The sequence below is a fragment of the Aquimarina sp. 433 genome (assembly GCF_054054605.1).
This window is the reverse complement of sequence record NZ_JBSWZK010000009.1, coordinates 121,193-146,877: the sequence shown is the minus strand read 5'-3', so window position 1 is coordinate 146,877 and position 25,685 is coordinate 121,193. Positions and strand designations below refer to the sequence as shown.

Here is a 25,685-nt window from a genome sequence, read left to right as displayed (position 1 = left end):
GTTTGAGTTTCAATATTAAACAATTGTTAACAGAATATTGTTTCAAACGTTTTCGTAAAATATTCTTGATAAATACTCGATAAAACAATTTAATTATTGCGATAGATATTGTTTTTTTACAATACTAATACAGCAAAGAAACCAACTAAGCTATGATTACTAATACCGAATTAGAAATAAAAGGAAATCTATTTCCAGGAAAGATTGTCTCTTTTTCTCAAAATGTAGATAAGATAAATTTTACAACCGAAAATGGAGTAATTCTACAAGTTACGATTTTACGCGGTAGTGTTATTCGTTTCAGATATGCTACGGATAATAATTTTGAGAAAGATTTTTCTTATGCTATCAGTGAAAAAGGTGTTAGAGGCTATAGTGAGTTGGCTGTAGAAGAATTAGATGATTCTTATAATATTGTTACCAAAAAGGTAATCATCAAAATTGCTAAATCAAATATTCAGGTTACCATTAGCGATAGAGAAGGTAATGTGATTTGTAAAGACGATTGGGGTTTTCACTGGGAGCAAAGCTATGAGTATGGAGGTAATATTGTGAAAATGAGTAAATCCGCTCCTCAAGGTGAATGTTATTATGGTTTAGGAGATAAACCAATGCATTTAAATTTGAAAGGGAAGCGAATAGAAAATTGGGCTACAGATCAATATGCATTTGGGAAGGATCAAGATCCTTTATATAAAAGTGTTCCTTTTTATATAGGAATGTATGAAGATAGAGCATACGGAATATTTTTCGATAATTCATTTAAAACTTTCTTCGATTTCTGTAACGAACGTCGCAACGTAACTAGTTTTTGGGCACATGGTGGAGAAATGAACTATTACTTCTTCTATGGTCCTAATATGCAGGATGTAATAACACGTTATACCGATCTTACAGGTAAACCAGAATTACCACCTTTATGGGCTTTGGGATATCACCAGTGTAAATGGAGTTATTACCCCGAAAGTAAAGTAAAAGAGATAACTAACAAATTCAGAGAACTAAGAATCCCTTGTGATGCTATCTATTTGGATATAGATTATATGGATGGGTTCAGATGTTTTACCTGGAATAAAGAATATTTTCCGGATCCAAAACGCATGGTAGACGAATTAGCGGAAGATGGATACAAAACTATTGTTATAATTGATCCAGGGATTAAAATAGATGATCAATATTGGGTATATCAGGAAGCTATGGAAAATGATTATTTCTGTAAACGTGCCGATGGCCCTTACATGAGAGGGAAAGTTTGGCCAGGAGAATGTTACTTTCCAGATTTTACCAACCCAGAAGTAAGAGAGTGGTGGGCAGGTTTGTTCAAAGAATTAATTGACGAAATAGGAATCAAAGGAGTATGGAATGACATGAATGAACCCGCTGTTATGGAGGTTCCAGGAAAGACATTCCCTGATGATGTTCGTCATTTTTATGATGGTAATCCATGTAGCCATAGAAAAGCTCATAACATTTATGGTACTCAGATGGCCAGAGCTACTTACGAAGGTATCAAACGTTTTGCGTACCCAAAAAGGCCTTTCGTTATTACGAGATCAGCATATTCAGGTGCGCAACGATACACTTCGTCATGGACTGGTGATAATGTAGCTACTTGGGAACATCTTTGGATCGCTAATATCCAAGCACAACGTATGAGCATGAGTGGTATGTCTTTTACAGGTAGTGATATCGGTGGTTTTGCAGAACATCCTACTGGAGAATTGTATGCTCGCTGGATACAGCTTGGAGTTTTTCACCCATTTTGTAGAACGCATTCCTCTGGTGACCATGGCAATCAGGAACCTTGGACATTTGGAGAAGAAGTGATTGATGTTACCAGAAAATATGTAGAATTAAGATATCAATTACTACCGTATTTATATACAATGTTCTGGGAATACGCTGAAGAAGGAATTCCAATGTTGAAATCCTTGGTGCTTTATGATCAAACGGATCCACAAACACATTATAGAACGGATGAATTTGTTTTTGGAAATCAAATTTTAGTATGCCCAGTACAAGAACCAAATGCCAAAGGAAGAAGGCTGTATATTCCGCGAGGAAACTGGTATAACTATTGGACGCGTGAATATGTAAAAGGAGGAATGGAACAATGGGTAGATGCTGATTTAGATACAATTCCTTTGTTTGTAAAAGAAGGAGCAATTATTCCGAAATATCCAATACAACAATATGTTGGAGAAAAGAAAATAGAAGAATTAAAACTAGAAGTATATTTTAAGCTAGGAAATAAAGAGGTTTCTAAGGTATATGAAGACGCACAAGATGGGTATGATTATACCAAAGGAAGATATAGTTTACGAAGTTTTTCTTTTACTGGTAAAGAGAATGAAATCATTATTCAGCAACATAAGAATGGAACGTATGTTACAGAATATGAAAATATGAATATAGAATTCATCGCGTTACCTTTTACTATAGGAAAAATCGAAATAGATAATGTAGAAGTATCTCTAAGTGATCTTAAGTTTAATAAGAACTCTATTGTTGTTCCTAAAGACTTTACAGAACTTCATATTATTGCGGAATAAGTAGTTTATCGGAATTTATAGTCTTATATAGATTTTTGTGTATAATTAGATAGCTTTTTATTCTAATGGGTGTATTGAATTTTGTAATTTTATATTACAAAAATTATATCTATCCTTACTTATTATGAAAAAAAGAAAAGTAATAGTTGCATTAGGATCTATAGCTCTTTTCCTTTCGTGTGCAACGAATCCATTTACTGGTAAACAAACGTTAGCTTTGGTACCTAACTCCCAGATTTTGCCTGCAGCTTTTGCTCAGTATAATCAGGTATTAGGAGAAAGTAAAGTGGTAAATGGTACTTCAGATTCAGAAATGATCAAACGTGTAGGGCAAAAAATTGCTACTGCTGCGGAGAGATGGCTTAATGCTAATGGACATCAGGGATATTTAAAGGATTATAAATGGGAGTATGCTCTTATTGAAGATGATGCTGTGAATGCATGGGCAATGCCAGGAGGTAAAATAGCATTTTATACAGGAATTTTACCAATTGCAAAAACCGAAACAGGAGTTGCCGCTATTATGGGGCATGAAGTAGTACATGCAATTGCTAATCACGGACAACAACGTATGAGTGCAGGTCAATTACAGCAAATAGCTGCTGTAGGAACTGCTGTGGCTGTAAGTGGTCAGAATGAACAAACCCAACAAATTGTAGGTCAAGCCTTTGGTTTGGGAAGCCAATTCGGAGTAATGCTTCCGTTTAGTAGAAGTCATGAAACAGAGGCAGATAAGATCGGATTAACATTAATGGCAATAGCAGGATATAATCCTGACGAAGCTGCAGAATTATGGAAGCGTATGAAAGCTAATAGTGGTGGACAAGCACCACCAGAGTTTATGAGTACACATCCATCTAACGATACAAGAATTGCTAATCTTACAGCGTGGGCGCCTGCTGCAAAGGCGGAAGCTAGAAAATTTGGGGTTACCAGTTTTAAATAATTGTAAAATATCCTTTCTTAAAAAGATAATAACTATTTTAGAAGCTGTTCTGGACAAACCAGAGCAGCTTTTTTAATTTTCGCACATGGGAAATAGTTTACCAAAAGGACATAAAAAATTACTAAATGCCTGGGCTTTTTATGATTGGGCAAATTCCGTATACAACTTAACAATTTCATCTGCAGTATTTCCAATTTTTTGGGGAGCACTTACAATCGTACGTGATAATGATGATAATATCATTAGTGATACTGTTACTTTTTTGGGTGTAAACTTTAATAATGATTCACTTATTAGTTATGTAACAGCGTTAGCATTTCTAATTGTATCATTTATAAGTCCTTTTCTTTCTGGTATTGCTGACTATGTAGGGAATAAAAAGAATTTTTTAAAGTTCTTTTGTTATTTAGGGGCACTTTCTTGCATTGGATTATATTGGTTTTCCTTAGAGAATTTATTTTTTGGTTTACTATGCTATTTATTAGCATTAATAGGTTTTTGGGGAAGTATTGTCTTTTATAATTCATATTTGCCAGATATAGCGTTCCCAGAACAACAAGATGCTATTAGTGCTAAAGGATATTCCTTAGGGTATATAGGAAGTGTTATTCTCCTAATAATTAACCTGATCATGATATTAAAATATGATTGGTTTGGTTTTGAAAATGAAGGATTACCTACAAGGTTATCCTTTTTAATGGTTGGAGTATGGTGGATAGGGTTTAGTCAGTATACGTACTACTATCTCCCAAAAGGAAACAAAAAGGATAAGTTGTCAAAAGATATATTATTTAATGGTTTTAAAGAACTAAAATCTATTTGGCGAGCACTAAAAGATAACATCAAACTTAAACGCTATTTATTTGCATTTTTTGTTTATAGCATGGCTGTTCAGACGATAATGTTAATAGCAACCTATTTCGGAATAGAAGAATTGGATTGGGGAGAGCAAGATGCAACAACAGGACTTATTATTAGTATCCTTCTAATTCAGTTGGTAGCAATTGCAGGGGCTTTTCTTACGTCTAAAGCTTCTGGTAAATACGGGAATATAAAAACATTAATTGTTATAAATATTATATGGATCATCATATGTGTATACGCGTATACGATCACTACGCCTGGTCAATTCTATGTAGCTGCTGCAATAGTAGGATTAATAATGGGTGGAATACAAGCGTTATCAAGATCTACATATTCTAAATTATTACCAGAAAATGCAGTAGATACTGCTTCTTATTTTAGTTTTTATGATGTTTCCGAAAAAATTGGAATTGTTGTAGGAATGTTTTCTTATGGACTTGTAGCACAAGTAACTGGGAGTGTACGATATTCAATTCTGTTTTTTATTATATTCTTTGTTATTGGAGTGTTTCTTTTATTCAGAGTCCCTCGAAATGAGAAATAATAGTTAGCATACGAACTAAACATTCTTTCATTTGAGGACGTATCAATTTATAAGCTAAGTTACATTTGCAGTATTCTTATTACAGACACTTAACAAATATTTTAAGTTGTTTTTAAAAATGTCTTAAGAAAAAATATTAACCTATTTATATCGTTATTTAACCAAATAACAATACTAATATTAGTTCATCTAGGATTCGGGATTTTTATCGAATAATATCAAATTTTCATGTTTTAAAATGATCAAAATATCTGAGGTGTTATGATATTTGAATTTATGTAACCAATAAACCAAACTTTAAGTAAATATAAAATTGATGAAGAAAATAATTTTAATTCTCACGGTTGTACTTCTGGCTTCATGTTCTGCAAGCCAGAAAACGATAATTGCTGCCAAAAAAACATTAAAAGGAGAATGGTCACTTGATAAGATATCATATGATCGTTCTGGAGTTTTTGAGGTTACGCTATACAATGATGCTTCTGCAGAATGTTTAACAGGTGGAATTTGGAAGTTTATCCCAAATAATAATACTGGGATGTATACTGTAAATGAAAATCAATGTACATCTACAGGGGCGAGAAATTTCAGGTTTACAATTCCAGAACCTTCAGAAAATGGTGAATATAGTTTTTTATTCAAGCCAATTGATGAAAAGAAAAAAAGCACAAACAATAACAAAGGCTATCGAATGACGCTTAAGCATTTGGATGCCACTACCATGACTTGGACACAGACAGTAAGTCTAGAAGGAAAACCATTTGTTATTACAATGGACTTTAATAAAATACAATAACTCAAATCATAAAGCAATGATAAAAGCAAATTTAAAATTAACTGCAATTGCATTAACCACGCTTATTATTTTAAGTAGTTGTGATGCTGTGCAAAATGCAAATAACACCCAAAAAGGTGCAGTTATCGGGACAACTACTGGAGCAGTACTCGGTGGAGTAATAGGTAATAATGTCGGTAATAAGGAGAACTCCGTTCTAGGAGCTATTATTGGTGGTGTTGTTGGAGGTGTAGCCGGTGGAGTAATCGGAAAACAGATGGATAAACAAGCTCAGAAAATAGAAGAAGAAATTCCAGGAGCAGAAGTTACTAGAGTAGGAGAAGGTATTGATATTATATTTGATGAAACTAGTGGAGTTTATTTTGATACTAATAAATCAGATATCAATACAAAATCTAAGGAGAACCTAAATAAATTAATAGGTATTTTTAAAGAATATCCGGATACAAATATTATTGTAGATGGACATACGGATAGTTCTGGTGATGATGCTTATAATTTAGAATTATCTAAAAAGCGTGCCTATGCGGTAACAAACTACCTAATTTCTCAGGGAATTAGTAAAACAAGGTTAACAACCTATTATCATGGAGAAACCTTACCTAAATATGATAACTCAACGGCCGAAGGAAGAGCGAAGAATAGAAGAGTAGAATTTGGAGTAATGGCCAATGACAAAATGATTGAAGACGCTAAACAGAAAGTAGACTAGTACTTTTTACACTAGATAAAGAGAATCCCTAACAAGTATTTGTTAGGGATTTTTTCTTTATAAACCTTTTCTTACACTGTATTCCGTGATGTAATTTTCACCATATATGATGTAGTTTAAAGAGTATTATAAGAGGATATTTGTAGGGTACTTTATTCACATAAACTCTTTAAACCTTTACTTTGAAAACACTTCGTTTTATACTATTTGCAATACTACTATCAAGCTGTGGTTCTACAACTAAATTTATAAGAACTGCTAAGATTTCGATGAATGGTGTATGGATCTTAAAAACTATCAATTATGAAACAGATAGCAAGGGAACTTATGAAATAAGTATTCTTGATAACATTCCTTTATCCTGTCTCGAAGATACTAACTGGGAGTTTATAGCTAATAATCATACAGGTAGCTATTCCTTATCAGGAACGACTTGTCTTAAAAAAGGAGTTTTCAATTTTATCTGGTCCATTCCAAATGAATTACAAGGATATACGCATAGTATTTTACTAAAACCTGTAGATAGTAAAATGAAAAGTACTATAAACAATAAAGGGTATCGAATGCAATTATACGAGCTTGACGGAACTAATATGGTTTGGGCGTATGATATGATTGTAGATGGTCAGAAATTTACTGTAAAGCTCAATTTTCAGAAGCAATAGAATTAATTATTACCAACAAATATAAAACTCATATAATGAAATCACAGATGATCAAACACACAAAAAAAATCAGCTTTCTATTTTTATTTATTTTAGTTTTTGGAAGTTGTAAAACTATGAAAAACTCTGAAATAGGAGGATTAATTGGTGCTGCTGGAGGAGCAGTGATTGGAGGGGTAATCGGTAACCAAGTTGATGATACTGAGCTAGGAGCTGTAATAGGAGGTATGGTCGGAGCTACCGTAGGAGGTATTATTGGAAATCAAATGGATCAACAAGCTAAAAAAATTGAAGAAGAAATGCCTAGTGTTGTGGTACAACGAGTAGAAGAGGACATTAATATCGTGTTTGACGAAGAAAGTGGTGTCTACTTTGAAACTAATAAGCATGATTTGAATACATCATCCAAGGAAACAATCCATAAATTAGCTAGTATCTTAAAAGAATATCCTTATTCTAATATCTTAATTGAAGGACATACGGATAACGTGGGTAAAGAAGAATCTAATTTTGTGTTATCAAAACATCGAGCACATTCTGTAAAAGAATACTTAGTAGAACAAGGGATTGATGAACAACGATTTACAGTAAGATACTATGGTGAATCTCAACCCAAATATGATAACACTACAGTAGAAGGTAAATCAAAAAACAGAAGAGTAGAAGTAACAATTTCACCTAATGAAGAGCTACGTAGACAAGCTGTTGCTCAAATAAAAGAGTAACATATTGTAATCTAGAATAATAAATCCCGACTGATAGTTCGGGATTTTTTTATGCTCAAAATTTGTGTATCTTCAATCAATGATTCATAATTCACACATAGTAATTATAGGAGGCGGTTTGGCTGGATTAACGAGCGCTATTCACTTAGCTAAGATGCAAATACCCGTTACTTTAATTGAGAAAGAAACCTATCCTAAGCACAAAGTATGTGGAGAATACATTTCTAATGAAGTCGTTCCGTATTTGGATTTTTTAGGTATTAAATTGAAAGATTTGGATATAGTGACCATTTCACAGTTACAGATATCTACTAAAAACGGGAAATTGATTAAAAGTAAATTGCCTTTAGGAGGTTTTGGAGTAAGTAGATATCGTTTGGATCATCATTTATGGATAACTGCTAAAAAACTAGGAGTTCAACTTATAAATGATCAGGTAATAAATGTAGATTTTCAAAAAGACAATACATTTCTTGTTCATACTTCTAATAATGGAATATTTTATACGGATTATGTAATAGGAGCTTATGGAAAACGATCTACATTGGATAAAAATTTACATCGTGATTTCAGTCAAAGAAAATCTCCATGGTTAGCGGTAAAAGCACATTATGGTTCAAAATTTGATTCAGATACTGTAGCGTTACATAATTTTGAAGGTGGTTATTGTGGTTTGTCGGTAGTGGAGAATAAGGCGGTGAATGCTTGTTATTTAGTGAATTATGAAAGTTTTAAAAAGTATAAAGACATAGTGAGTTTTGAAAAAAATATTCTTTATGAGAATCCCTATTTGAAAGACTTTTTTGAAAATTCTGAAATGCTCTTTAGAAAACATATAACAATAAGTCAAATTAATTTTGATCCTAAAAAGCCTTTAGAACAAGGTGTCTTTATGATTGGAGATGCTGCTGGGTTGATTCATCCATTGTGCGGTAACGGAATGGCTATGGCGATCCAAAGTGCCAAGATTTTATGTGACTTGTTTGTAGCAAATCATGTCTCTAAACAGTATAGCAGACAAGAGATGGAACTAATGTATGCCAAAGAATGGAATAAAGCATTTTCTAAAAGATTGTATGCTGGAAGAGTACTACAAAAGGTATTATTGCATAACGGATTTCAGCAAATAGCTCAAAAAGTAGCAAAAACCATTCCTGCTATAGTACCAGAAATTATCAAACAAACACATGGAAAACCATTAGTATGCTCATAGATCTTACATATAGAAGTAATGAACCAGAGCTTATGGATAATCCAGAAGTTAATGAAAAAGATCTTTCTGTAGCTTTGGAGGATATCGCTAAAGTAAATAAAATGTTAGGTGGTAATGCTATCACTATAGATGCAGTATTAGAGATTATTAAAAAGAAGAATATACCATCAAAGGAGTATGTTATAATGGATCTTGGTTGTGGTGATGGAGAAATGTTAAGGAAGTTGGCTAACATCTTAAAAAAGAATGATATAAATGCCAAACTAATTGGTGTGGATAATCATGATAAATGTCTATTACAAGCAAGAAATTTAAGTGGTTCTAATACAGATATTAAATATTACAAAGAAGATATATTAACCTTGAATAAAGGAGAATTTTCTTGCGATATTATTATTTGCACACTGACATTACATCATTTTACAGACAATGATATTAAGAAAGTAATTAGTAAAGGACTGGAGTTAGCCTCTGAAGCAGTTATTATTAATGATATCCATAGAACTCGGTTGTCTTATTATTTATTTAAGCTATTTAGTTTTTTCTTTATCAAAGGATATATAGCAAAAAATGATGGTTTGGTATCAATAAAAAGAGGTTTTAAAAGAAGGGAATTACTTCGTTTTGCCAAGGATCTTGGTTTAAAACAGCATCGATTAGATTGGAAATGGGCTTTTAGATATCGATGGATTATTAATCAGTAAAAAAGGGAATATTGAACGTAAAAATAACATCAGTCGCTAAGCAATTACCAGCGTATGTTAGAGAAACGAAAGAGATTTTACCATATGTGTCTCAATGGTTAACAGGACAGGAAGATAGATTTAAGCGTAAAGTGCTTAAGATTTTCGAAAATGCCGCTGTTGATAAACGATATGGAATTATGAGTATTGAAGAAGTCTTTACTGCTACCTCATTCGAAGAAAAGAATGATATCTATATCCGAGAAATAAAGAAACTAGGGGAGTCTGCTCTTAAAAAAGCGTTAGATAAGGCAAGTTGGGATCCTACTTCCTTAGATTACATTATCACAGTGAGTTGTACAGGTATTATGATACCTTCTCTAGATGCATATTTAATAAATACATTAAATCTGAGGCAAGATATTGTTAGGTTGCCTGTTACAGAAATGGGATGTGCAGCTGGAGTTTCTGGTATTATCTATGCGAGAAACTTTTTAAAAGCTAATCCTAATAAAAGAGCTGCAGTAATCGCTGTAGAATCTCCAACAGCAACCTTTCAACATACTGATTATAGTATGGTAAACATTGTAAGTTCTGCTATTTTTGGTGATGGTGCTGCATGTGTGTTACTTTCTTCAGAAGAAGATGCCGAAGGCCCTACTATTATCGCAGATGAAATGTATCACTTTTATGATGCGACCTCTATGATGGGTTTTAAATTGACTAATCATGGTTTACAAATGGTATTAGATAAGGAAGTTCCGGAGAAGATAGCAACCCACTTTCCAGATATTATACATCCTTTTCTCAAAAAGAATAATAAGTCAATTGAAGAGGTTGATCATTTAATTTTTCATCCTGGCGGGAAAAAGATCGTTCAAACTGTAGAAACTCTTTTCGGGGATTTAGGCAAAAACATTGATGATACAAAAGAAGTATTAAAACATTACGGAAATATGAGTAGCGCTACAGTATTGTATGTTTTAGAACGATTTATGGATAGAAAGCCTGCCTCTGGAGAAACAGGTCTTATGCTAAGTTTTGGTCCTGGTTTTTCTGCGCAAAGAGTATTGTTGGAATGGTAATAGGTAATAAGATAATGATTGTATATAGTTTAAATCATAAAGAAATTTAAAATGAAAAATGTCTTTTTATATATTTTATTCATCACCTTCACAGCATCAGCATGTTCTGGTGATGATGTTCGCTCAAATATAGATGATCCAACTCCAGAACCTCAAAATGCTGATGTAACTAATGTAACTGTAACAGGAGAAGCGGGTAGTTATACATTTAGCGTAGAAATTAGAAGTCCAGATCTGGGATGTAACCAATATGCAGATTGGTGGGAAGTTATTTCAGAAGATGGAACATTAGTATATAGAAGGATTTTGGCCCATAGTCACGTAAATGAACAACCATTTACTAGATCTGGAGGACCTGTCGCAATAACACTGGATCAAATAGTATATGTTCGAGCTCATATGAATAATAATGGATATGGTACTATTGTATATAAGGGTAGTGTAGCAAATGGCTTTACTCAAGATACATTAGAAGCATCTTTCGCAAATCAATTAGCATCAGAAGAACCATTGCCTAATAACTGTGCATTTTAAAATAATATCTTTTGACTTCAGAACAAATTATAGAAAAGCTACCGTATCAATCTCCATTTTTATTTGTGGATGAACTATCCGAGGTGAATGAAAATGGAATAAAAGGGTACTACACATTAAAAAAAGATGAATATTTCTATAAAGGACACTTTAAGGAGTATCCTGTAACACCAGGAGTAATCCTTACCGAAATTATGGCTCAGATAGGAGTTGTTTGTTTGGGAATATATCTATTTAAAGAAACTATTTCTGAAGACACAATGGGAGTTGCTATGAGCAGTAATACTATTGACTTTTATAAACCAGTACTTCCGGGTGAAAAGGTATTTGTGGTTTCTAAAAAGGATTATTTTAGGTTTAACAAATTAAAATGTACGATACAAATGTTTAATGCTGAGCGCAAACTTGTGGCAAAAGGAAGTATCTCTGGAATGATGAAACCAGTTTCTTTATGAAGAAAAGAGTTGTAATTACAGGTTTAGGAGTGGTTTCACCAAATGGAACGAACGTTTCAGAATTTAATAGGTCTTTAAAAAACGGTGTTTCTGGAATACGACATATAGACAACCTAAGGGAACTAAATTTTTCCTGTCAAATAGCTGGAAAACCACTATATGAAAAAGATTACTTAAATAATTACTTTAATTCTATACAATTAAGAGGATTGAATGCTTCAGGACTGGAATATGGAGTAATAGCGGGTATAGATGCTTGGAAAAATGCTGGTTTATCTCTAAATGACAAAGAAGATGATCCAATTTGGGATGCAGGTGTAATTTTTGGAACCGGTATTTTAGGTGTTGATAAATTTAGAGATGCGATTTATAAAGTAGATGAAGGTAAAGTACGACGATTAGGGAGTACGACAGTTATACAAACTATGGCTAGTGGTGTTAGTGCTTTTTTAGGTGGTATGATCGGTTGTGGAAACATTACTACGACTAATTCTTCTGCTTGTAGTACGGGAACGGAAGCTATTTTAATGGCGTATGAACGAATTATATCTGGAAAAGCAGAAATTATATTAGCAGGAAGCACCAGTGATAGTGGTCCTTATGTTTGGGGAGGATTTGATGCGATGAGAATTCTGCCTCATAAATACAATGAGAATCCTACAGAAGCATCTAGACCTATGAGTGCCTCAGCAAGTGGCTTTGTACCAGGAAGTGGAGCAGGAGCGTTAGTAGTAGAGAGTTTGGAAAGTGCACAAAATAGAGGTGCTACCATTTACGCAGAAATTCTTGGAGGACATATCAATAGTGGTGGACAGCGAAATGGAGGCAGTATGACCGCGCCAAACAGCAAGGCAGTACGGCATTGTATTCAACAAGCAATCATCAATGCTAATATTCATGCAGATGATATTGATTTGATTAATGGTCATCTTACAGCTACCACTAAAGATGCTACCGAAATTATGAATTGGTGTGAAGCATTAAATAGAAGAGGGAAGGACTTTCCGTTTATCAATTCTTTAAAAAGTTTGGTAGGACATTGTCTTGCTGCTTCAGGGAGTATTGAAAGTGTGGCTACTGTACTTCAGGTATATGAAGACTTTGTTTTTGGAAATATAAATTGCGAAGATTTACATCCAGAAATCGAGGTTTTAGTAGATCCTACACGAATCCCTACTAAAACGGTATCAAAACCTATAAATATTGCAGCAAAAGCCAGTTTTGGATTTGGTGATGTAAATGCTTGTATTATCTTTAAAAAATATTCATAATAAAACCATTCATGACAAAAGAAGAATTATTATCTAAGTTAAAAACCATTATCGAACCTTATGTTCAGAATGAAGATGGGTTAGCAAATCTTTCTGAAGAAACTAATTTTATTGAGGATTTAGAGATTAATTCAGCTAATCTTGTAGATGTTATTTTGGACGTGGAAGATGAGTTTAATATCGAAATTGATAATGATGGTATGGATAAAATGTTAACCGTTAAAGCCTCTATAGAGGTGATTCAGGATAAATTAGCAGCTAAATGATAGGAAATGATATTGTTGATCTTGCCTTAGCCACCACCCAAAGTAATTGGAGAAGAAAAGGTTGGTTGCAAAAGATTTTTACAATATCAGAACAAGATAGGATTTGGGATGCTCTTGATCCCGATTTAGCGGTATGGGAATTATGGAGTATGAAAGAAGCTACATATAAAGCGTATCAAAGACAATTTTTAAAGGCTCCTATCTATAATCCTTGGGATTTTGAATGTTCTGAAACTTCAGTGATTGTTAAGGGGATGCAATATAAAACCAAAACAACGAGAACATCAGAATATATTCATTCCGTTGCCTTTATACACCCAAAAGTTATAAATGCAAAAGTATTTACCAACGAATCGCTAACGTACAAAAAACACCTTTTAGATTATATTTCAAAAACCAAGGGGTTGAATTCCGAAAAAATTACAATCAAAAAAAATGATTTTAGAATTCCTTTAGTATACATCAATAATTTGCAATCTGATATAAAAGTTTCCTTTTCCAGTCACGGTTTGTTTTCTTCATATGCCGTGGATTTATAACAAAATCTACAAAGGGTATAAAACCCCCGTTAAAAACCGTATTTATACCCTTATTTTTTTGGTGATTTGTTCTTAACTTCGCGTCAGGGAAAATTAAAGTAAAAATTAAGTAACATGATGAACTCATTATTGCAAAAAAGGAATACAAAACGTGAAGAAAAAATAAAAATCACACGTTTAACAGAAATGAATATCGTTAATAACGAATTTCTAAAATCTTCAGAAAGATTAGCGAAAGCTCACACAATACATATCTAGAAAAAATAGCATCACTTTCAGATGCTATCTAGTTTTATATTAATTTAAAATAGGGAAATCGAATACTATGTTTAGTTTATTCTTTTCCCTTTCGTCATGGATATTCACTCCAAAATCACTGGTGTAAATTGTAGTTTTACCTAAAAGGTTTTTAGTAATATCCAGATCAAAGTTGATGATTACTTCTTTGGTAATACCTTTAATGGTAAGGTCACCTATTACCTTGTAATTATTATTACCAAAGTGTACTACTTCTTTGCTTTCAAAAGCAATTTTTGGGTATTTCTTTTTGTAAAAGAACTTTTCCCACATCAAATGCCCATCTCTTAAGAAATTACCAGTTTCTAGAGTGTTTACCAATGCAGTACCTTTAAAATAGGCGTTATCTGTATCTTCTGGATTAAATGAAATTTTAAAATCTAATCCTCCAATAGATCCACTTGTCTCTTCTGAAACAAAATCAAAAGTAATTTTTGTATTCTTTTTATCAAATTCAAGTTTGATAACATCATTAATTAAGGCATCTTCATGTCCAGTATATCCATCAGAACGATTGGTAATATCACCAGGAGGTGGTGTGAATTGACCATAAATCAATGAAATAGAGAGGCTTAAAAAAAAGATAGAACAGAAAAAGGTTTTCATAGTAATATTTTAGTTTTCAAGATATAAATAAACAATAATCATTCCAACTGCTTTAACAATGCAACGATTAAAATTGTTTAATAATTTGGGGAATAATTATAATTTGATGTTAAGGTTTTTTAATTATTCTTCAAAATCCTATAACTTTAAATAAGAAATTAAGTATCAATCAGGTAATCATACCAAAATTATCATGCATATGGAGAATCAAAAGAAAAAAAGATCCTGGTCAAAGAGAAAATTTGCGGATTTTCAGAACAAGTATCGTAGATCATCAAATTTTGGATACGGATCAAAAAGAGATCAATTTGCAATAGCAGGTAATGGAGAGCTTTCTGTTCCTGAAAATAAGCAGTTACACGATAAAAATCAACAAGATTAAGAAGTGACTACTTTGTCTTTAGAAGAAGTTTTAAGGTATATAAGAATACCTATCGAAATGCCAGCGCAAATCAAAAATCCCAAAAACAGCGGTAATGCTGTGTCCTCAACATATCTACCTATAAAAGTACTTATAGGTACTGCCATTATTGTGCTTATAAACCCTGTAATCGCAGCACCAATTCCGGCAATGTGACCCACAGGTTCCATAGCTAATGCTCTAAGATTTCCAAACAAAAACCCTATTGAGAAAAATTGTAATCCAAAAAAGATCAGTAAGATCACTACGTTTGGATTTGTATTTCCATGATATAAAAGAATATAAAGTAGCGATATCCCAAAAAATGCAAATAAAGAAATAGAAACTAATCGCTCCATTCCGTATTTAAGTACTAGGGTGCCATTCAAAAAAGTGGCGGTACCAATAGAGATCGCTAATAATGCGAAGATATATGGGAATTCATTCTTTAGATTGTATTGCTGTTCAAAGATCTGTTGGGAACTACTTAGATATACTAAAAAAGACCCTACAATAAGTCCAGATATAAAAGTATATCCCATAGTGTTTTTGTATTTCACCAATTCTCTAGTTCCATCTATAAATATATAAGGAGTAAATTTTATTCGTTTAGAAACCATCAGTGTTTCCTTTTGTCTTTTCCAAAACCAAAAAGAAACTAATACACTAAAAACAAGCTGTATGTAAAAGATAGCTTTCCAATCATAATGATCAAGAATCCCTTTTCCTATAGCTGGTGCTACAATTGGAACAAGAATAAAGACTACGGTAATAAAAGACATAATACGAGCCATGTAATCTCCGCTATATGTATCTCTAATCATTGCTATTGCGATAGTTCTAGGTGCAGAAAGTCCAACACCTTGCAATATTCTACCTATTACCATCATAGTTAAACTAGTAGCACTTATACAGATAAAACTAGCAATGATAAATAGCAGGAACCCCATAAAAACCACAGGTTTTCTTCCAATAGCATCCGAAATTGGACCGAAAATCAAAGGACCAATACCTAGTCCAAGAAATATCATTGTGATAAGCAATTGGTTATCTGCTAATTCTGTGGTGCCAATATCAATTCCAATAATATCCAAAGCAGGAAGCAAAGCATCTATGGCCAAAGCTACAATAGACATCAATGATGCCATGAGTACAATAAATTCTAACTGTTGGAGGTTTTTAAATTGCATTCGGCAAAAATAACTCATTTCATAAGCTCATCAATAGACTTCTCCTTGATTTAACTAATATTTATTGTGCCATGAAAAGTATAAGTATCTTGATTTTTTATTTATTGTATATTTAGAATGATGAAATTGTTCAATGCACAACGGAAAAATCTTATGAAGGGCAAAGGAATACGGAAATACTTGCTGTACGCAATAGGTGAGATTATTTTGGTAGTTATTGGTATTTTAATTGCAGTAAGTATTAACAATGCTAATGAGGTTAGAAAAACAAAAAATCATTTAAAAAATGTTTTTGTAACCTATCAGGAAGATTTAAAACTCGATACGCTTAAAGTACATAATGCTTTGCAGTTATTGGATACGAGAAAAGCGATGTTCGATCAATTTCTAAGTGATACGGTAACGATCGATATGTATAAAGATACTCCTAGAGCTATGGGATTGGTTTTGAGTTATAACCCTTTCGAATTGCAACAAAAAGGTATTCGATTATTAGAAAAATTTGAGAGTAGTAGTACGGAGACGGATAGCTTGGTTATACAGATTTTGGCACATCATAATACTTTTGATGTTTTATTAAAAGAAACTCACAAAAGAATAGGGGAAGATGTAACTGATAATATGGATTTTCTAAAGTATAATCACCCTTGGATTGGAGATTTGTTGTTTGGTAGATTGGAAAATCCAAAAATGTATGAGTATTTTATTAGTGATACATATCATGCGCGATTAGCGATACATTATATGTTGGTATATGGAAATCTGAGACCGTTATTGGATCAACATTTAACGAGTTCTAGAGATATTTTAGGCAAAATTGAAAACCGAATAGATGGTTAAGATCTGTTAAATGACATTATTTTTGGTTCAAATTTTGTAATTTACATTAGGAAATTTGAAGTAAGTAAAAGATAGTCAAATGAATAGGTTGGTAAAAATTGCAGGATTCTTATTAGTCACAGGAGGAGTCCTTCTCAGTTGTAATAGCACGAAAAGTATAGTAGCTCCTACTGCTCAAAGTGAAGCATTAGAAGCGTTAATAGCTAAAAAATCATTTACTATAGAATCAGAGTGGATGTATCCTTTGGCAACTACGAGTCTAAATACGATTGCTAATAGTGGTTTAATACCTCCTGGAAGTACTGTAAATGGAATAAGTCTTATTGGTAACCCTAATTTTGTAAAGATATACGGTGATAGTATATCCATGAATTTACCATTTTATGGTGAGCGTCAATTACCAGGACAATATACACGTAATGAAGGTGGAATCGAATTCGAAGGCATTCCTGATAAATATGAAGTGATTAAAGACGAGAAAAAACAAAGACATCTTATCAAATTTACGGTAAAAAATAATAGAGAATCCTATCGAGTTACGATGACGATGTTTCCCAATTGGACTACAAGTATCAATATTAATAGTAGCCACCGTACTTCAATCCGATATAGAGGTGTGGTATCAGAAAATGACAAAGAAAAAAGTTTGGTCGTAAATTAAGGTAGATTACAAGCTAGCTTCTAATTCTTCAATATCTTCAATATAAGTTTGATAAAACTCTTCTACGTAAGGTCTTCGGCTGTTAGATCCTTGTGCTAATAATTCTTTAGAAGTTGCTAATAACTCCCGAATTGTTGTTTTAGGATGTTTTAATTTCACTAAAGCTTTAGCCTTCCAATAGAATAAATCTGCATTTTTATTCATTTGTATACCCAAGTCAAATTTTTCTAATGCCTTCTGGAAATCACCGGTTTGAAAATAGGTAATTCCATAATACATAAAAGCTCTGCTTTCTATATAATTAATGTCTTTAGCTTCATGATCAAAAAACTTCTTAAAATATTCTTGTGCCTTAGCGTATTCTTTTTTCATCATATAAGCAACACCACGCATAAAGTCAATGTTCTCTGATTGAGGATAATCTACAAAATTGGGAGTAAGTGCATCTAACTCATCAAAATCCTTTATCGCATTATCATAATCCCGATAAAAATACAAATACAAATATCCTCTATATCCTTGCCAGCTCTTAGGATCTAATTCCACCGCTTTTGCGTATTTCTTCATGGTTTCCGTATTAATACCTCTTTTTACTCTAGGAGCACCCATTTCTCGATGCGGATCCGAAAAATTAGGATCTAAAGCGATCGCTTCCTGAATTAAAAAATGTTCCTCTGGAGAACCTTGATAATATTGACCATGCAATCCTTCAATGAATTGTCTGGCGTATTTTTGAGAAGTTGTTTTATCAAATTCTTTCTTATATAAAGTGTGGTCGTTTGTGCATGAGCCAAATAACAATACCCCAAAACAACAACTAAGGTAAAATATCTTCAATCTTTCCATTTTTTAGTATAAAAGTTATGTAGAAATATGAGTCTACAGGCTGATTTCGGATAATACAAGGTTTCCACTTTTCTACTGAAGAAAGAATCTTGTATAAATGAGTTTTGGTCTCCACATCAAACTCTTTTTCATTGTAATCAAAATCTGCTTCATTGGTGACATACTTTCCTGCTTCTCCTTTACAATTAATAACAAATCGGTAGGTTAAATATCCTGATTCATTTTTAAGTTTCGTCGTGTCTAATTGTTTAGTAACGAGCCTTTTTAAGTTTCCTTTACCACCGATAAATCCAGCTCGATCATTCCTACCATTATAATAATCGAAAATTGACTTATGGTCGGAGCATAAATTAAAATCTAAGTTTTTATCTACAGTGTCATCAAAATCAATATATCCTACTCGTTTGATATCATGATCTGATAGTTCTTCGAATGCGTCTGGTGATATTTGTTCTACCAATACACGTTCTAATCGATTTTTTTCTGTAGTTAGGGTAGAAGAGTAGAGGCCTAAATCCTGAACATAAATATTTCGATAATGAAAATGCATTGTATCCTTTGGTTTAGTACCAAAAACAAAGGTATTGGCTATGTTTTGTTCTACAATTTTAGCAGGTTTAGAAGCTATGGTAGTATCTTTTATAAATTTAGTGGTTTGATGAACAGTAATATAATTCTCGCTTTTGGTTTTTAATTTGGCGTTATAAGTAGCAGTTTCTTTTCCAAAAGTTAAAAAATAGTTTTCAGAAGTATTCTCATACGCTGCTACTAAGGTATCTCTCGAATAATATCGTTCATGACTCAGCTCCTTAAGTTTATCATTTAGTATACTAAATTCACGGATGGATGAAGTCGTAAAAGCTGGATTATAGTTTATTTGCTCATAAACACTATCATTTATCTTCTTAACGACAGAATAATCTAAAGTAGTTTTTACTGTTTGATTATCCTTCGGGTAGTTGTGAATATAATATTTATTAATGATCCCTTGATTAGAAGCTCCCTTGGGTATAAAAAAACGCTCATAAGATTCAGTAGATGTGTTACAAGCGTAACAAAAAACTGAAACCATTAAGAGTAATAATACTTTGTTCTTCATAAAGTGAGTTGGATTATAAAAGCTGTATGTTTTAAGAATACAAAATTAAAAACACCCCTAGCATGATACCAAATAATGGAACCAGTTTTTTACGTTTATTTTTTTCCTTAAAAACGAGTCCTCCGATGACAACGGCGATCAGTATTTGACTTCGTTTAATAGCAGATAATAGCATGATAAGTGCTTCTGGATCTTGTAAAGCTTTGAAATAAAAATAATCTGCTGCCTGTAGTAACACTCCAACTGCTACAATAGTCCATCTCCAGGTAAATTGTTTCCTTTTTTCGGCATTACCAAACCAAGTAAATGATAAGATCACTAATAAAATCAACACAGTATAAAAACAAAACCAGAATTGCAAGGTCTGTGGAGTTAGTGCAAGTTGTTGTATTAAAAACTTATCATATAATCCGCTAGAAGCTCCTAAAAAGGTAGCACCAATGATGGCAAAAATCCATTTGTTTTTTTTGAAGTTGATACCTTCTTTTTTACCGATTTTTGAATATAGAATTACCGAAAAGATGATAAGAAAGAAACCAATCCATTGCAAAAAGTTAGGTTTTTCCTGATAAATTAAGATGGCTCCTATAAATGTAAAAAATGGACCTGCAGAACGTATCGGTGTTACGATGGTAATCGGTAGATGTTTTAATGCCTGATAGGCCAGTACCCAAGATGCAGCCATAATCATGGACTTTATAAAAATAAAACCGTGGGTGCTTGCAGGGATTTGATCAATATAAAACCCAATTTCTTTAGTGTATTCGGGATAGTATACAGATCCTATAAAAAAGGGAAGTAATGCCAGAAAACCAGATCCTATAGTTCCCAAAAGTACTGGAAATACTTCATTTCCTTGTACAGCATGTTTTTTACATAAATTATGTAATCCTAAAAAAAGTGCGGCCAAAAGCCCTAAATACATCCACATGGCGCGAATATAAAATCATTGGGAAATTCTACCAAGAATAGTCTACACAGAATTTCATTATCATATTATTTGATTACTAAAATGTAGAACTACTACAGTCAAGACTACTGTAGGAAAATGGTTGAAATCTAAGTAAGAATTATCATACTGTTATTTTTAGCATAACAAAATTGAGAATATTGTAATATTTTATATAAAAAATTGATAAATACTTATTTGAGTAAGTATATTTGCAGCATCAAACCAATTTATTATTCATGCATAATATATGGTAACTATTTAACACAACTCATTTATTTAAAACCTAAAAAATGAAAACTCAACTAAGCTTTATTAAAAAGAACTATTGGTTGGTAGTATTTATGCTACTGACCACCATTGGTACTACTGCACAGCAGGTAATCAATGCAACCTTACAAAATGACGGACGTACAAGACAATATCGTTTGTATGTACCTGCCAGTTATGATCCTAGTAAGCCCGCACCTCTAATTTTAAACTTTCATGGGTTTACCAACAACATAGATACGCAGTATAATCAGAGTGATTTTAGACAATTAGCAGAAGACAATCAGTTTCTATTTGTTACTCCACAAGGATTAGGAGGCTTTTTCTCTGGATGGGCTATTAATAATAATTTTGGTGGAAACGAGGATGATCTTGGATTTTCGGATGCATTAATAGATAAAATTATTGAAGATTATAATATCAATGAAAAACGTATTTATGCTACAGGATTTTCTAATGGAGGATTTTTTAGTTATCGATTAGCTTGTGAGCTAAGCCCAAGAATAGCTGCAGTAGCTTCTGTAGCGGGTAGTATGACTAGAAGATGGATCGATAATAATCAATGTCAACCGCAACATCCTACGGCAGTTTTACAAATTACAGGAACCAATGATAATGTAATTTCTATTAATGGAAATAGTACTAATGAACCGATACAAGATGTTATGGAATATTGGGCTTCTGTAAATAATGCAGATACGACACCAGATGTTATCCAATTAGGAGGTGGTACTACACGTTCTATCTGGGATAATGGTGATAATGGTGTTACGGCAGAATTTATTCGGGTGCAAGGAAAAGGGCATAGCTGGAATGGCGGAAATATCAATACTTCTCAAGAAGTTTGGAATTTCTTTTCGAGATTTGATATCGATGGTGCGATTGATAGTACACCGCCACCACCAGATACCTGTACTGCTATAGTATCCTCATTTCCCTTTAACGAAAGTTTTGAAACCAGTATCGGACAATGGTCGCAAGCCACTAACGATGATCTTAACTGGACAAGAGATTCGGGAGGAACACCTTCTAATGGTACAGGTCCATCTACAGGAGCAGATGGAAACTTTTATCTATACGTAGAAGCATCAGGTAACGGAACAGGATATCCAAATAAAAGAGCTATTTTAAACTCTCCATGTTTAGACTTTAGCAGTGTTTCTAATCCTACGCTTACATTTCAGTATCACATGTTTGGTAGTGCTACCAATACTTTAACGGTTGAAGCAAGAACCGATAATAGTGGAAGTTGGACAGCTGTTTTTAACCAGTCTGGTGATCAAGGAAATACGTGGAATGCTGCCAGTGTAAATCTTTCTGCTTATGCAGGAGAAGCGAGTGTACAACTACGATATAATGTGGTTACTGGTAATGGTACTAGTGGTTGGCAAAGTGATATTGCTATTGATGCTATTAGTATTCAGGATGGTAGTGGTACTCCAGATCCTGATTGTACGACTTTAAACTTCAATGATTTTGCTATTTCCGGATTCTCTAATCAGGATGCAGACGGAAACTTTGCCATTACTAATGGAGGAGATGCTTTATCTTTAACGAACAATACATGGAAATTTATTCCCTTAGATTATACTGTAACTGCAAATACAGTAATCGAATTTAGCTTTAGTAGTACGTCGCAAGGAGAGATTCATGCAGTTGGTTTTGAAAACAACAATACCTTAACTTCTTCACGTTATTTCAAAGTCCATGGAACACAGAATTATGGAGTTACTAATTTTGATAATTATACTTCAGGTACTGTAACCTATACGATTCCCGTTGGGAATTTCTATACAGGTGTTATGGATCGTTTGGTGTTTATTAATGACAATGATAGTGGTTCTGGAAATAACTCAGTTTTTTCTAATGTTAGAATATACGAAGGATCTTGTGGTAGCTCGTTATCAGCACAAGAACTTATTGCTGGATTGGCTACAAAATCACCTGTATTGGGTAATGAGCCTGAAGATGTTCATACACTTAAAATAGCACCAAATCCTGTGAATGATCAATTCTCCATAACCATGAATGTGAATTCTAAAACAGAAGAAGAAATGCTAGTACGTATCTATACGATGTTAGGTCAGATACAATATGAAGCCAAACTACAAACAGGTACGCAAAACTTATCAGCAAGTAGTATTGGCTTAGGATCAGGAATTTATGTGGTAAAAGTCATATCGAAAGGAGAGGAGCAAAGTACTCAGAAATTGATCGTTCGATAAATCAATATAGATTGAATCGTCTGTTCGAGTGAATTTTTCACTTTATAAGATGATATCACAAAATATTATGCATATAGAAATGATGCTCCGTATTATTCGGAGCATCTTTTTTATGGATTCTTGATAAGTACATTCATTTTTCATTTCTTATCTTACATTTGTTATCATGTTTTTGCATCTAATATGTATGCTTAAACTCACAAAATTGATGCTCGTTCCATATGAATTCAATAATTATTTATAAAAGTCAATTGTCTTCTTTTCATCTAGTAATGATGATAATTGGATGTCTTTTTTTTGTTGGAATGGGGATTACTATACTAATCAATACCCAAGAGTCAGGAATTAATTGGGCTATAGTATTTCCTTTGGGAGCCATTTTTTTTGGTGGTTTAATAGCTTATCATATACTAATCCTTTGTACAATTACCATAACAAAGGAGTATCTTATTCTAATATATCCATTACTAAGAAGGAAGAAAAACATAGAGTGGAAATCAATATCAGATGCTGGTATGAAGTTTATTACTACTCAAAATGATGCAAGCAATTATTCTTATAAAACGGGTAAGGAGATCTGGTTTTTTTCGAATGATAAAAATTATAGAGTTAACACTTTTGCAATAAAAAATTCTGATAAGCTTTTGCTCGAACTTAATAAAAGAATAGATGGCAATCTTAAAAGAAAAATGAAGAGTGAATATGATAAAACAAAACGGGAATTTTTAAAGGAACAGAAACAATATCACGATTGGATGACGAAAATTATTTTGCCTATTTGCTTAGTAATATTAGCATTGTTATGGATTTTAAGCAGATAGAAATAACCAATTATAACGGATAAATAAACTAGCAAGCATTTGGATTTCAGTAAAAACTTATTATTCTTTTTCAGTGCATTAGGTGCGTTTAATGGACTTTTTTTAAGTCTGTATTTTGGTTTTCTAATTAAGAATAGGAGTAGAGCCACGTATTTTTTAGCGGCACTCCTGTTTGTAATTAGTGTACGAGTTACCAAATCAGTATTTCTTACTTTTTATCCTGGTACTTCATCCACATTTGTGAGTATTGGTCTTACTGCTTGTTTTTTAATAGGTCCTTTACTGTATTTATATACCAAAATAGCCATCAATCCCAACAAAGTACATCGATGGAACTGGTTATTTCACGTGGTACCAGTGCTTATTTTTATGTTGATAATCAGTATTCAATATCCATATCGATCGTATAGATATTTATGGTGGAGGACTCCTCCCAGAATTTTCGGGACTATTTTGTTTACACAATGGACAATATATACCATAGCGGCAATATATCAAGCGCGCCATGTGTTTAGTAAGCTTTGGAGTAGAACAAAATCCATCAACACCTTAGACTTTTGGATACTCAATATCGTTACTGGTGGGTTTATTATTTGGTTAGCATATAATACCACTACTTATACATCGTACATTGTTGGAGCATTGTCATTTTCCTTTACATTTTATATCACTTTGGTTATTTGGATTATCAAAAGAAGAAAAAGTACACTCACATTTCTAACACCTGTTGTAAAATATGCGAATAGAAAGATCGATACTGAAAAGGCATCCTCGATTGCAGACCAATTGAGTGTTTTGTTTAGTGAACAAGAATTACATCGAAATCCTAATTTAAAACTACCTGAAGTAGCAGCACAATTACAAATCAAGCCTCATGAACTATCACAATATCTGAATGATAATTTGGGACTTAGTTTTTCTAGTTATATCAATCAGTATCGTATACAAACTGCTACCCAATTGATACAAACGAATTCTCTATTAACACTAGAAGCTATTGGCAATGAGTGTGGTTTTAAATCCAATTCTACATTTTATACTGCTTTTAAAAAACAGGAAGGAATGACACCCTCGCAATACAAAAAGTCCCTGAATTTGTAATTTATTTTCTTCGGATTTATAATTCTGTAGAATAACGAGCTTGTTTTTTACTTGATTGATAAGGCTTTCCTATAGTTTAGCTATACAAATCAATAATAAAAAACGAACAATGAAACATTTATTTATTTTAGTGGTAGCACTATTTACTGTTACCATTTCTTTTGCACAATCTGATAAAGAACAAATCACAGAAACTTTACTACATTATATAGAAGGAACCGCTGATGGTTCTCCAGAAAGAATTAAAAAAGCATTTCATAAAGACTTGAATTTGTATTCGATAGCTAATGATACTTTAAGTATTACTTCTGGTAAAAAGTATATCGGATATTTTAAAGAAGGAGAAAAACGAAACCGTATCGGAAAGATTATTTCCATTGATGTGGTTAATAATGCCGCAATGGCCAAAGTAGAAATAGATTTCCCAAAAGGGAAGAGGTTATATACCGATTATATGATGTTACTAAAAGTAAAAGGTGAATGGAAAATCATTCATAAATCCTATACGTTTGTACCTTATAAATAGAACT

Annotated in this window: 27 protein-coding genes; 22 read left to right on the top strand and 5 right to left on the bottom strand. The window is 32.8% G+C overall.

Going from position 1 to position 25,685, the window contains the following annotated elements:
• Positions 1-152: 152 nt before the first annotated feature.
• From ACWNT5_RS18025 to ACWNT5_RS17955, 15 genes are all read left to right on the top strand, one after another.
• The gene (locus tag ACWNT5_RS18025) at positions 153-2,552 is read left to right on the top strand and encodes a glycoside hydrolase family 31 protein (RefSeq protein ID WP_299601323.1); all 2,400 of its coding nucleotides are present in this window, start codon (positions 153-155) and stop codon (positions 2,550-2,552) included.
• Positions 2,553-2,676: 124 nt separating this feature from the next.
• A complete protein-coding gene (locus ACWNT5_RS18020; RefSeq protein WP_299601325.1) occupies positions 2,677-3,498 on the top strand; it encodes a M48 family metallopeptidase in 822 nt (273 codons plus the stop codon).
• An 85-nt stretch (positions 3,499-3,583) separates the two neighbouring features.
• A complete protein-coding gene (locus tag ACWNT5_RS18015) occupies positions 3,584-4,906 on the top strand; it encodes an MFS transporter (RefSeq protein ID WP_456518164.1) in 1,323 nt (440 codons plus the stop codon).
• Positions 4,907-5,222: 316 nt separating this feature from the next.
• Entirely contained in the window at positions 5,223-5,702 is a 480-nt protein-coding gene (locus ACWNT5_RS18010; protein ID WP_299601330.1) for a lipocalin family protein, read from the top strand.
• Between the two features lie 16 nt (positions 5,703-5,718).
• Positions 5,719-6,414 (top strand): OmpA family protein, encoded by a 696-nt coding sequence (locus tag ACWNT5_RS18005; protein WP_299601332.1) that lies wholly within the window; start codon positions 5,719-5,721, stop codon positions 6,412-6,414.
• A gap of 182 nt (positions 6,415-6,596) precedes the next feature.
• Positions 6,597-7,079 (top strand): hypothetical protein, encoded by a 483-nt coding sequence (locus ACWNT5_RS18000; RefSeq protein WP_456518163.1) that lies wholly within the window; start codon positions 6,597-6,599, stop codon positions 7,077-7,079.
• 116 nt (positions 7,080-7,195) lie between these two features.
• Positions 7,196-7,804, top strand: a complete 609-nt coding sequence (locus tag ACWNT5_RS17995) for an OmpA family protein (RefSeq protein WP_299601336.1) — start codon at positions 7,196-7,198, stop codon at positions 7,802-7,804.
• Between the two features lie 79 nt (positions 7,805-7,883).
• Positions 7,884-9,017, top strand: a complete 1,134-nt coding sequence (locus ACWNT5_RS17990; protein ID WP_456518162.1) for an NAD(P)/FAD-dependent oxidoreductase — start codon at positions 7,884-7,886, stop codon at positions 9,015-9,017.
• Positions 9,008-9,721, top strand: a complete 714-nt coding sequence (locus tag ACWNT5_RS17985; protein ID WP_456518161.1) for a methyltransferase domain-containing protein — start codon at positions 9,008-9,010, stop codon at positions 9,719-9,721. Before ACWNT5_RS17990 ends, ACWNT5_RS17985 begins: the two co-directional genes overlap by 10 nt.
• Before the next feature lie 11 nt (positions 9,722-9,732).
• Positions 9,733-10,785 (top strand): type III polyketide synthase, encoded by a 1,053-nt coding sequence (locus ACWNT5_RS17980; protein WP_456518160.1) that lies wholly within the window; start codon positions 9,733-9,735, stop codon positions 10,783-10,785.
• A gap of 51 nt (positions 10,786-10,836) precedes the next feature.
• Positions 10,837-11,319, top strand: coding sequence for a hypothetical protein (locus ACWNT5_RS17975; protein WP_456518159.1), 483 nt, complete (start codon positions 10,837-10,839; stop codon positions 11,317-11,319).
• A gap of 11 nt (positions 11,320-11,330) precedes the next feature.
• On the top strand, positions 11,331-11,774 hold the full coding sequence (locus ACWNT5_RS17970) for a 3-hydroxyacyl-ACP dehydratase FabZ family protein (RefSeq protein ID WP_456518158.1): 444 nt from the start codon (positions 11,331-11,333) through the stop codon (positions 11,772-11,774).
• The gene (locus ACWNT5_RS17965) at positions 11,771-13,045 is read left to right on the top strand and encodes a beta-ketoacyl-[acyl-carrier-protein] synthase family protein (protein ID WP_456518157.1); all 1,275 of its coding nucleotides are present in this window, start codon (positions 11,771-11,773) and stop codon (positions 13,043-13,045) included. Before ACWNT5_RS17970 ends, ACWNT5_RS17965 begins: the two co-directional genes overlap by 4 nt.
• Positions 13,046-13,056: 11 nt before the next feature.
• A complete protein-coding gene (locus ACWNT5_RS17960; RefSeq protein ID WP_299601352.1) occupies positions 13,057-13,311 on the top strand; it encodes an acyl carrier protein in 255 nt (84 codons plus the stop codon).
• A complete protein-coding gene (locus ACWNT5_RS17955) occupies positions 13,308-13,850 on the top strand; it encodes a 4'-phosphopantetheinyl transferase family protein (protein WP_456518156.1) in 543 nt (180 codons plus the stop codon). Before ACWNT5_RS17960 ends, ACWNT5_RS17955 begins: the two co-directional genes overlap by 4 nt.
• 297 nt (positions 13,851-14,147) lie before the next feature.
• Here the strand turns inward: ACWNT5_RS17955 and ACWNT5_RS17950 are convergent, their stop codons facing one another.
• Positions 14,148-14,753 (bottom strand): YceI family protein, encoded by a 606-nt coding sequence (locus ACWNT5_RS17950; RefSeq protein ID WP_456518155.1) that lies wholly within the window; start codon positions 14,751-14,753, stop codon positions 14,148-14,150.
• A 199-nt stretch (positions 14,754-14,952) separates the two neighbouring features.
• Between ACWNT5_RS17950 and ACWNT5_RS17945 the strand changes: the two genes are divergently transcribed.
• Complete coding sequence (locus ACWNT5_RS17945) at positions 14,953-15,135, top strand: hypothetical protein (protein ID WP_299896807.1); 183 nt, start codon at positions 14,953-14,955, stop codon at positions 15,133-15,135.
• On the opposite strand, the gene ACWNT5_RS17940 is transcribed toward ACWNT5_RS17945, so the two are convergent.
• Positions 15,132-16,343 (bottom strand): multidrug effflux MFS transporter, encoded by a 1,212-nt coding sequence (locus tag ACWNT5_RS17940; RefSeq protein WP_456518154.1) that lies wholly within the window; start codon positions 16,341-16,343, stop codon positions 15,132-15,134. The genes ACWNT5_RS17945 and ACWNT5_RS17940 overlap by 4 nt on opposite strands.
• Before the next feature lie 153 nt (positions 16,344-16,496).
• Between ACWNT5_RS17940 and ACWNT5_RS17935 the strand changes: the two genes are divergently transcribed.
• A complete protein-coding gene (locus ACWNT5_RS17935; protein ID WP_299601363.1) occupies positions 16,497-17,183 on the top strand; it encodes a DUF6090 family protein in 687 nt (228 codons plus the stop codon).
• A gap of 79 nt (positions 17,184-17,262) precedes the next feature.
• The gene (locus ACWNT5_RS17930) at positions 17,263-17,844 is read left to right on the top strand and encodes a DUF4251 domain-containing protein (RefSeq protein ID WP_299601365.1); all 582 of its coding nucleotides are present in this window, start codon (positions 17,263-17,265) and stop codon (positions 17,842-17,844) included.
• A gap of 6 nt (positions 17,845-17,850) precedes the next feature.
• Here the strand turns inward: ACWNT5_RS17930 and ACWNT5_RS17925 are convergent, their stop codons facing one another.
• From ACWNT5_RS17925 to ACWNT5_RS17915, 3 genes are read right to left on the bottom strand one after another with little or no spacing between them, the layout of a single operon-like run.
• Positions 17,851-18,681, bottom strand: a complete 831-nt coding sequence (locus ACWNT5_RS17925) for a tetratricopeptide repeat protein (RefSeq protein WP_456518153.1) — start codon at positions 18,679-18,681, stop codon at positions 17,851-17,853.
• Complete coding sequence (locus ACWNT5_RS17920) at positions 18,662-19,789, bottom strand: hypothetical protein (protein WP_456518152.1); 1,128 nt, start codon at positions 19,787-19,789, stop codon at positions 18,662-18,664. The genes ACWNT5_RS17925 and ACWNT5_RS17920 overlap by 20 nt, the downstream gene beginning before the upstream one ends.
• A gap of 31 nt (positions 19,790-19,820) precedes the next feature.
• A complete protein-coding gene (locus ACWNT5_RS17915; RefSeq protein WP_299601372.1) occupies positions 19,821-20,720 on the bottom strand; it encodes a DMT family transporter in 900 nt (299 codons plus the stop codon).
• A gap of 311 nt (positions 20,721-21,031) precedes the next feature.
• Between ACWNT5_RS17915 and ACWNT5_RS17910 the strand changes: the two genes are divergently transcribed.
• The 4 genes from ACWNT5_RS17910 (at position 21,032) to ACWNT5_RS17895 (ending at position 25,681) form a co-directional block, all read left to right on the top strand.
• Positions 21,032-23,233 (top strand): T9SS type A sorting domain-containing protein, encoded by a 2,202-nt coding sequence (locus tag ACWNT5_RS17910; RefSeq protein ID WP_456518151.1) that lies wholly within the window; start codon positions 21,032-21,034, stop codon positions 23,231-23,233.
• A 221-nt stretch (positions 23,234-23,454) separates the two neighbouring features.
• Entirely contained in the window at positions 23,455-24,054 is a 600-nt protein-coding gene (locus ACWNT5_RS17905; RefSeq protein WP_456518150.1) for a hypothetical protein, read from the top strand.
• 39 nt (positions 24,055-24,093) lie between these two features.
• Entirely contained in the window at positions 24,094-25,155 is a 1,062-nt protein-coding gene (locus tag ACWNT5_RS17900; RefSeq protein ID WP_456518149.1) for a helix-turn-helix domain-containing protein, read from the top strand.
• Between the two features lie 109 nt (positions 25,156-25,264).
• On the top strand, positions 25,265-25,681 hold the full coding sequence (locus ACWNT5_RS17895; protein ID WP_299896784.1) for a nuclear transport factor 2 family protein: 417 nt from the start codon (positions 25,265-25,267) through the stop codon (positions 25,679-25,681).
• Positions 25,682-25,685: the final 4 nt, after the last annotated feature.

Coding starts and splice junctions, on each gene's coding strand:
- ACWNT5_RS18025 (WP_299601323.1), top strand. CDS start 153: ATGATTACTAATACCGAATTAGAAATAAAAGGAAATCTATTTCCAGGA.
- ACWNT5_RS17930 (WP_299601365.1), top strand. CDS start 17,263: ATGAATAGGTTGGTAAAAATTGCAGGATTCTTATTAGTCACAGGAGGA.
- ACWNT5_RS17920 (WP_456518152.1), bottom strand. CDS start 19,789: ATGAAGAACAAAGTATTATTACTCTTAATGGTTTCAGTTTTTTGTTAC.
- ACWNT5_RS17940 (WP_456518154.1), bottom strand. CDS start 16,343: ATGCAATTTAAAAACCTCCAACAGTTAGAATTTATTGTACTCATGGCA.
- ACWNT5_RS17990 (WP_456518162.1), top strand. CDS start 7,884: ATGATTCATAATTCACACATAGTAATTATAGGAGGCGGTTTGGCTGGA.
- ACWNT5_RS17905 (WP_456518150.1), top strand. CDS start 23,455: ATGAATTCAATAATTATTTATAAAAGTCAATTGTCTTCTTTTCATCTA.
- ACWNT5_RS17950 (WP_456518155.1), bottom strand. CDS start 14,753: ATGAAAACCTTTTTCTGTTCTATCTTTTTTTTAAGCCTCTCTATTTCA.
- ACWNT5_RS17910 (WP_456518151.1), top strand. CDS start 21,032: ATGAAAACTCAACTAAGCTTTATTAAAAAGAACTATTGGTTGGTAGTA.
- ACWNT5_RS17945 (WP_299896807.1), top strand. CDS start 14,953: ATGGAGAATCAAAAGAAAAAAAGATCCTGGTCAAAGAGAAAATTTGCG.
- ACWNT5_RS17955 (WP_456518156.1), top strand. CDS start 13,308: ATGATAGGAAATGATATTGTTGATCTTGCCTTAGCCACCACCCAAAGT.
- ACWNT5_RS17975 (WP_456518159.1), top strand. CDS start 10,837: ATGAAAAATGTCTTTTTATATATTTTATTCATCACCTTCACAGCATCA.
- ACWNT5_RS17960 (WP_299601352.1), top strand. CDS start 13,057: ATGACAAAAGAAGAATTATTATCTAAGTTAAAAACCATTATCGAACCT.
- ACWNT5_RS17915 (WP_299601372.1), bottom strand. CDS start 20,720: ATGTGGATGTATTTAGGGCTTTTGGCCGCACTTTTTTTAGGATTACAT.
- ACWNT5_RS17995 (WP_299601336.1), top strand. CDS start 7,196: ATGAAAAACTCTGAAATAGGAGGATTAATTGGTGCTGCTGGAGGAGCA.
- ACWNT5_RS17985 (WP_456518161.1), top strand. CDS start 9,008: ATGCTCATAGATCTTACATATAGAAGTAATGAACCAGAGCTTATGGAT.
- ACWNT5_RS17935 (WP_299601363.1), top strand. CDS start 16,497: ATGAAGGGCAAAGGAATACGGAAATACTTGCTGTACGCAATAGGTGAG.
- ACWNT5_RS17965 (WP_456518157.1), top strand. CDS start 11,771: ATGAAGAAAAGAGTTGTAATTACAGGTTTAGGAGTGGTTTCACCAAAT.
- ACWNT5_RS17895 (WP_299896784.1), top strand. CDS start 25,265: ATGAAACATTTATTTATTTTAGTGGTAGCACTATTTACTGTTACCATT.
- ACWNT5_RS18020 (WP_299601325.1), top strand. CDS start 2,677: ATGAAAAAAAGAAAAGTAATAGTTGCATTAGGATCTATAGCTCTTTTC.
- ACWNT5_RS18015 (WP_456518164.1), top strand. CDS start 3,584: ATGGGAAATAGTTTACCAAAAGGACATAAAAAATTACTAAATGCCTGG.
- ACWNT5_RS18010 (WP_299601330.1), top strand. CDS start 5,223: ATGAAGAAAATAATTTTAATTCTCACGGTTGTACTTCTGGCTTCATGT.
- ACWNT5_RS18005 (WP_299601332.1), top strand. CDS start 5,719: ATGATAAAAGCAAATTTAAAATTAACTGCAATTGCATTAACCACGCTT.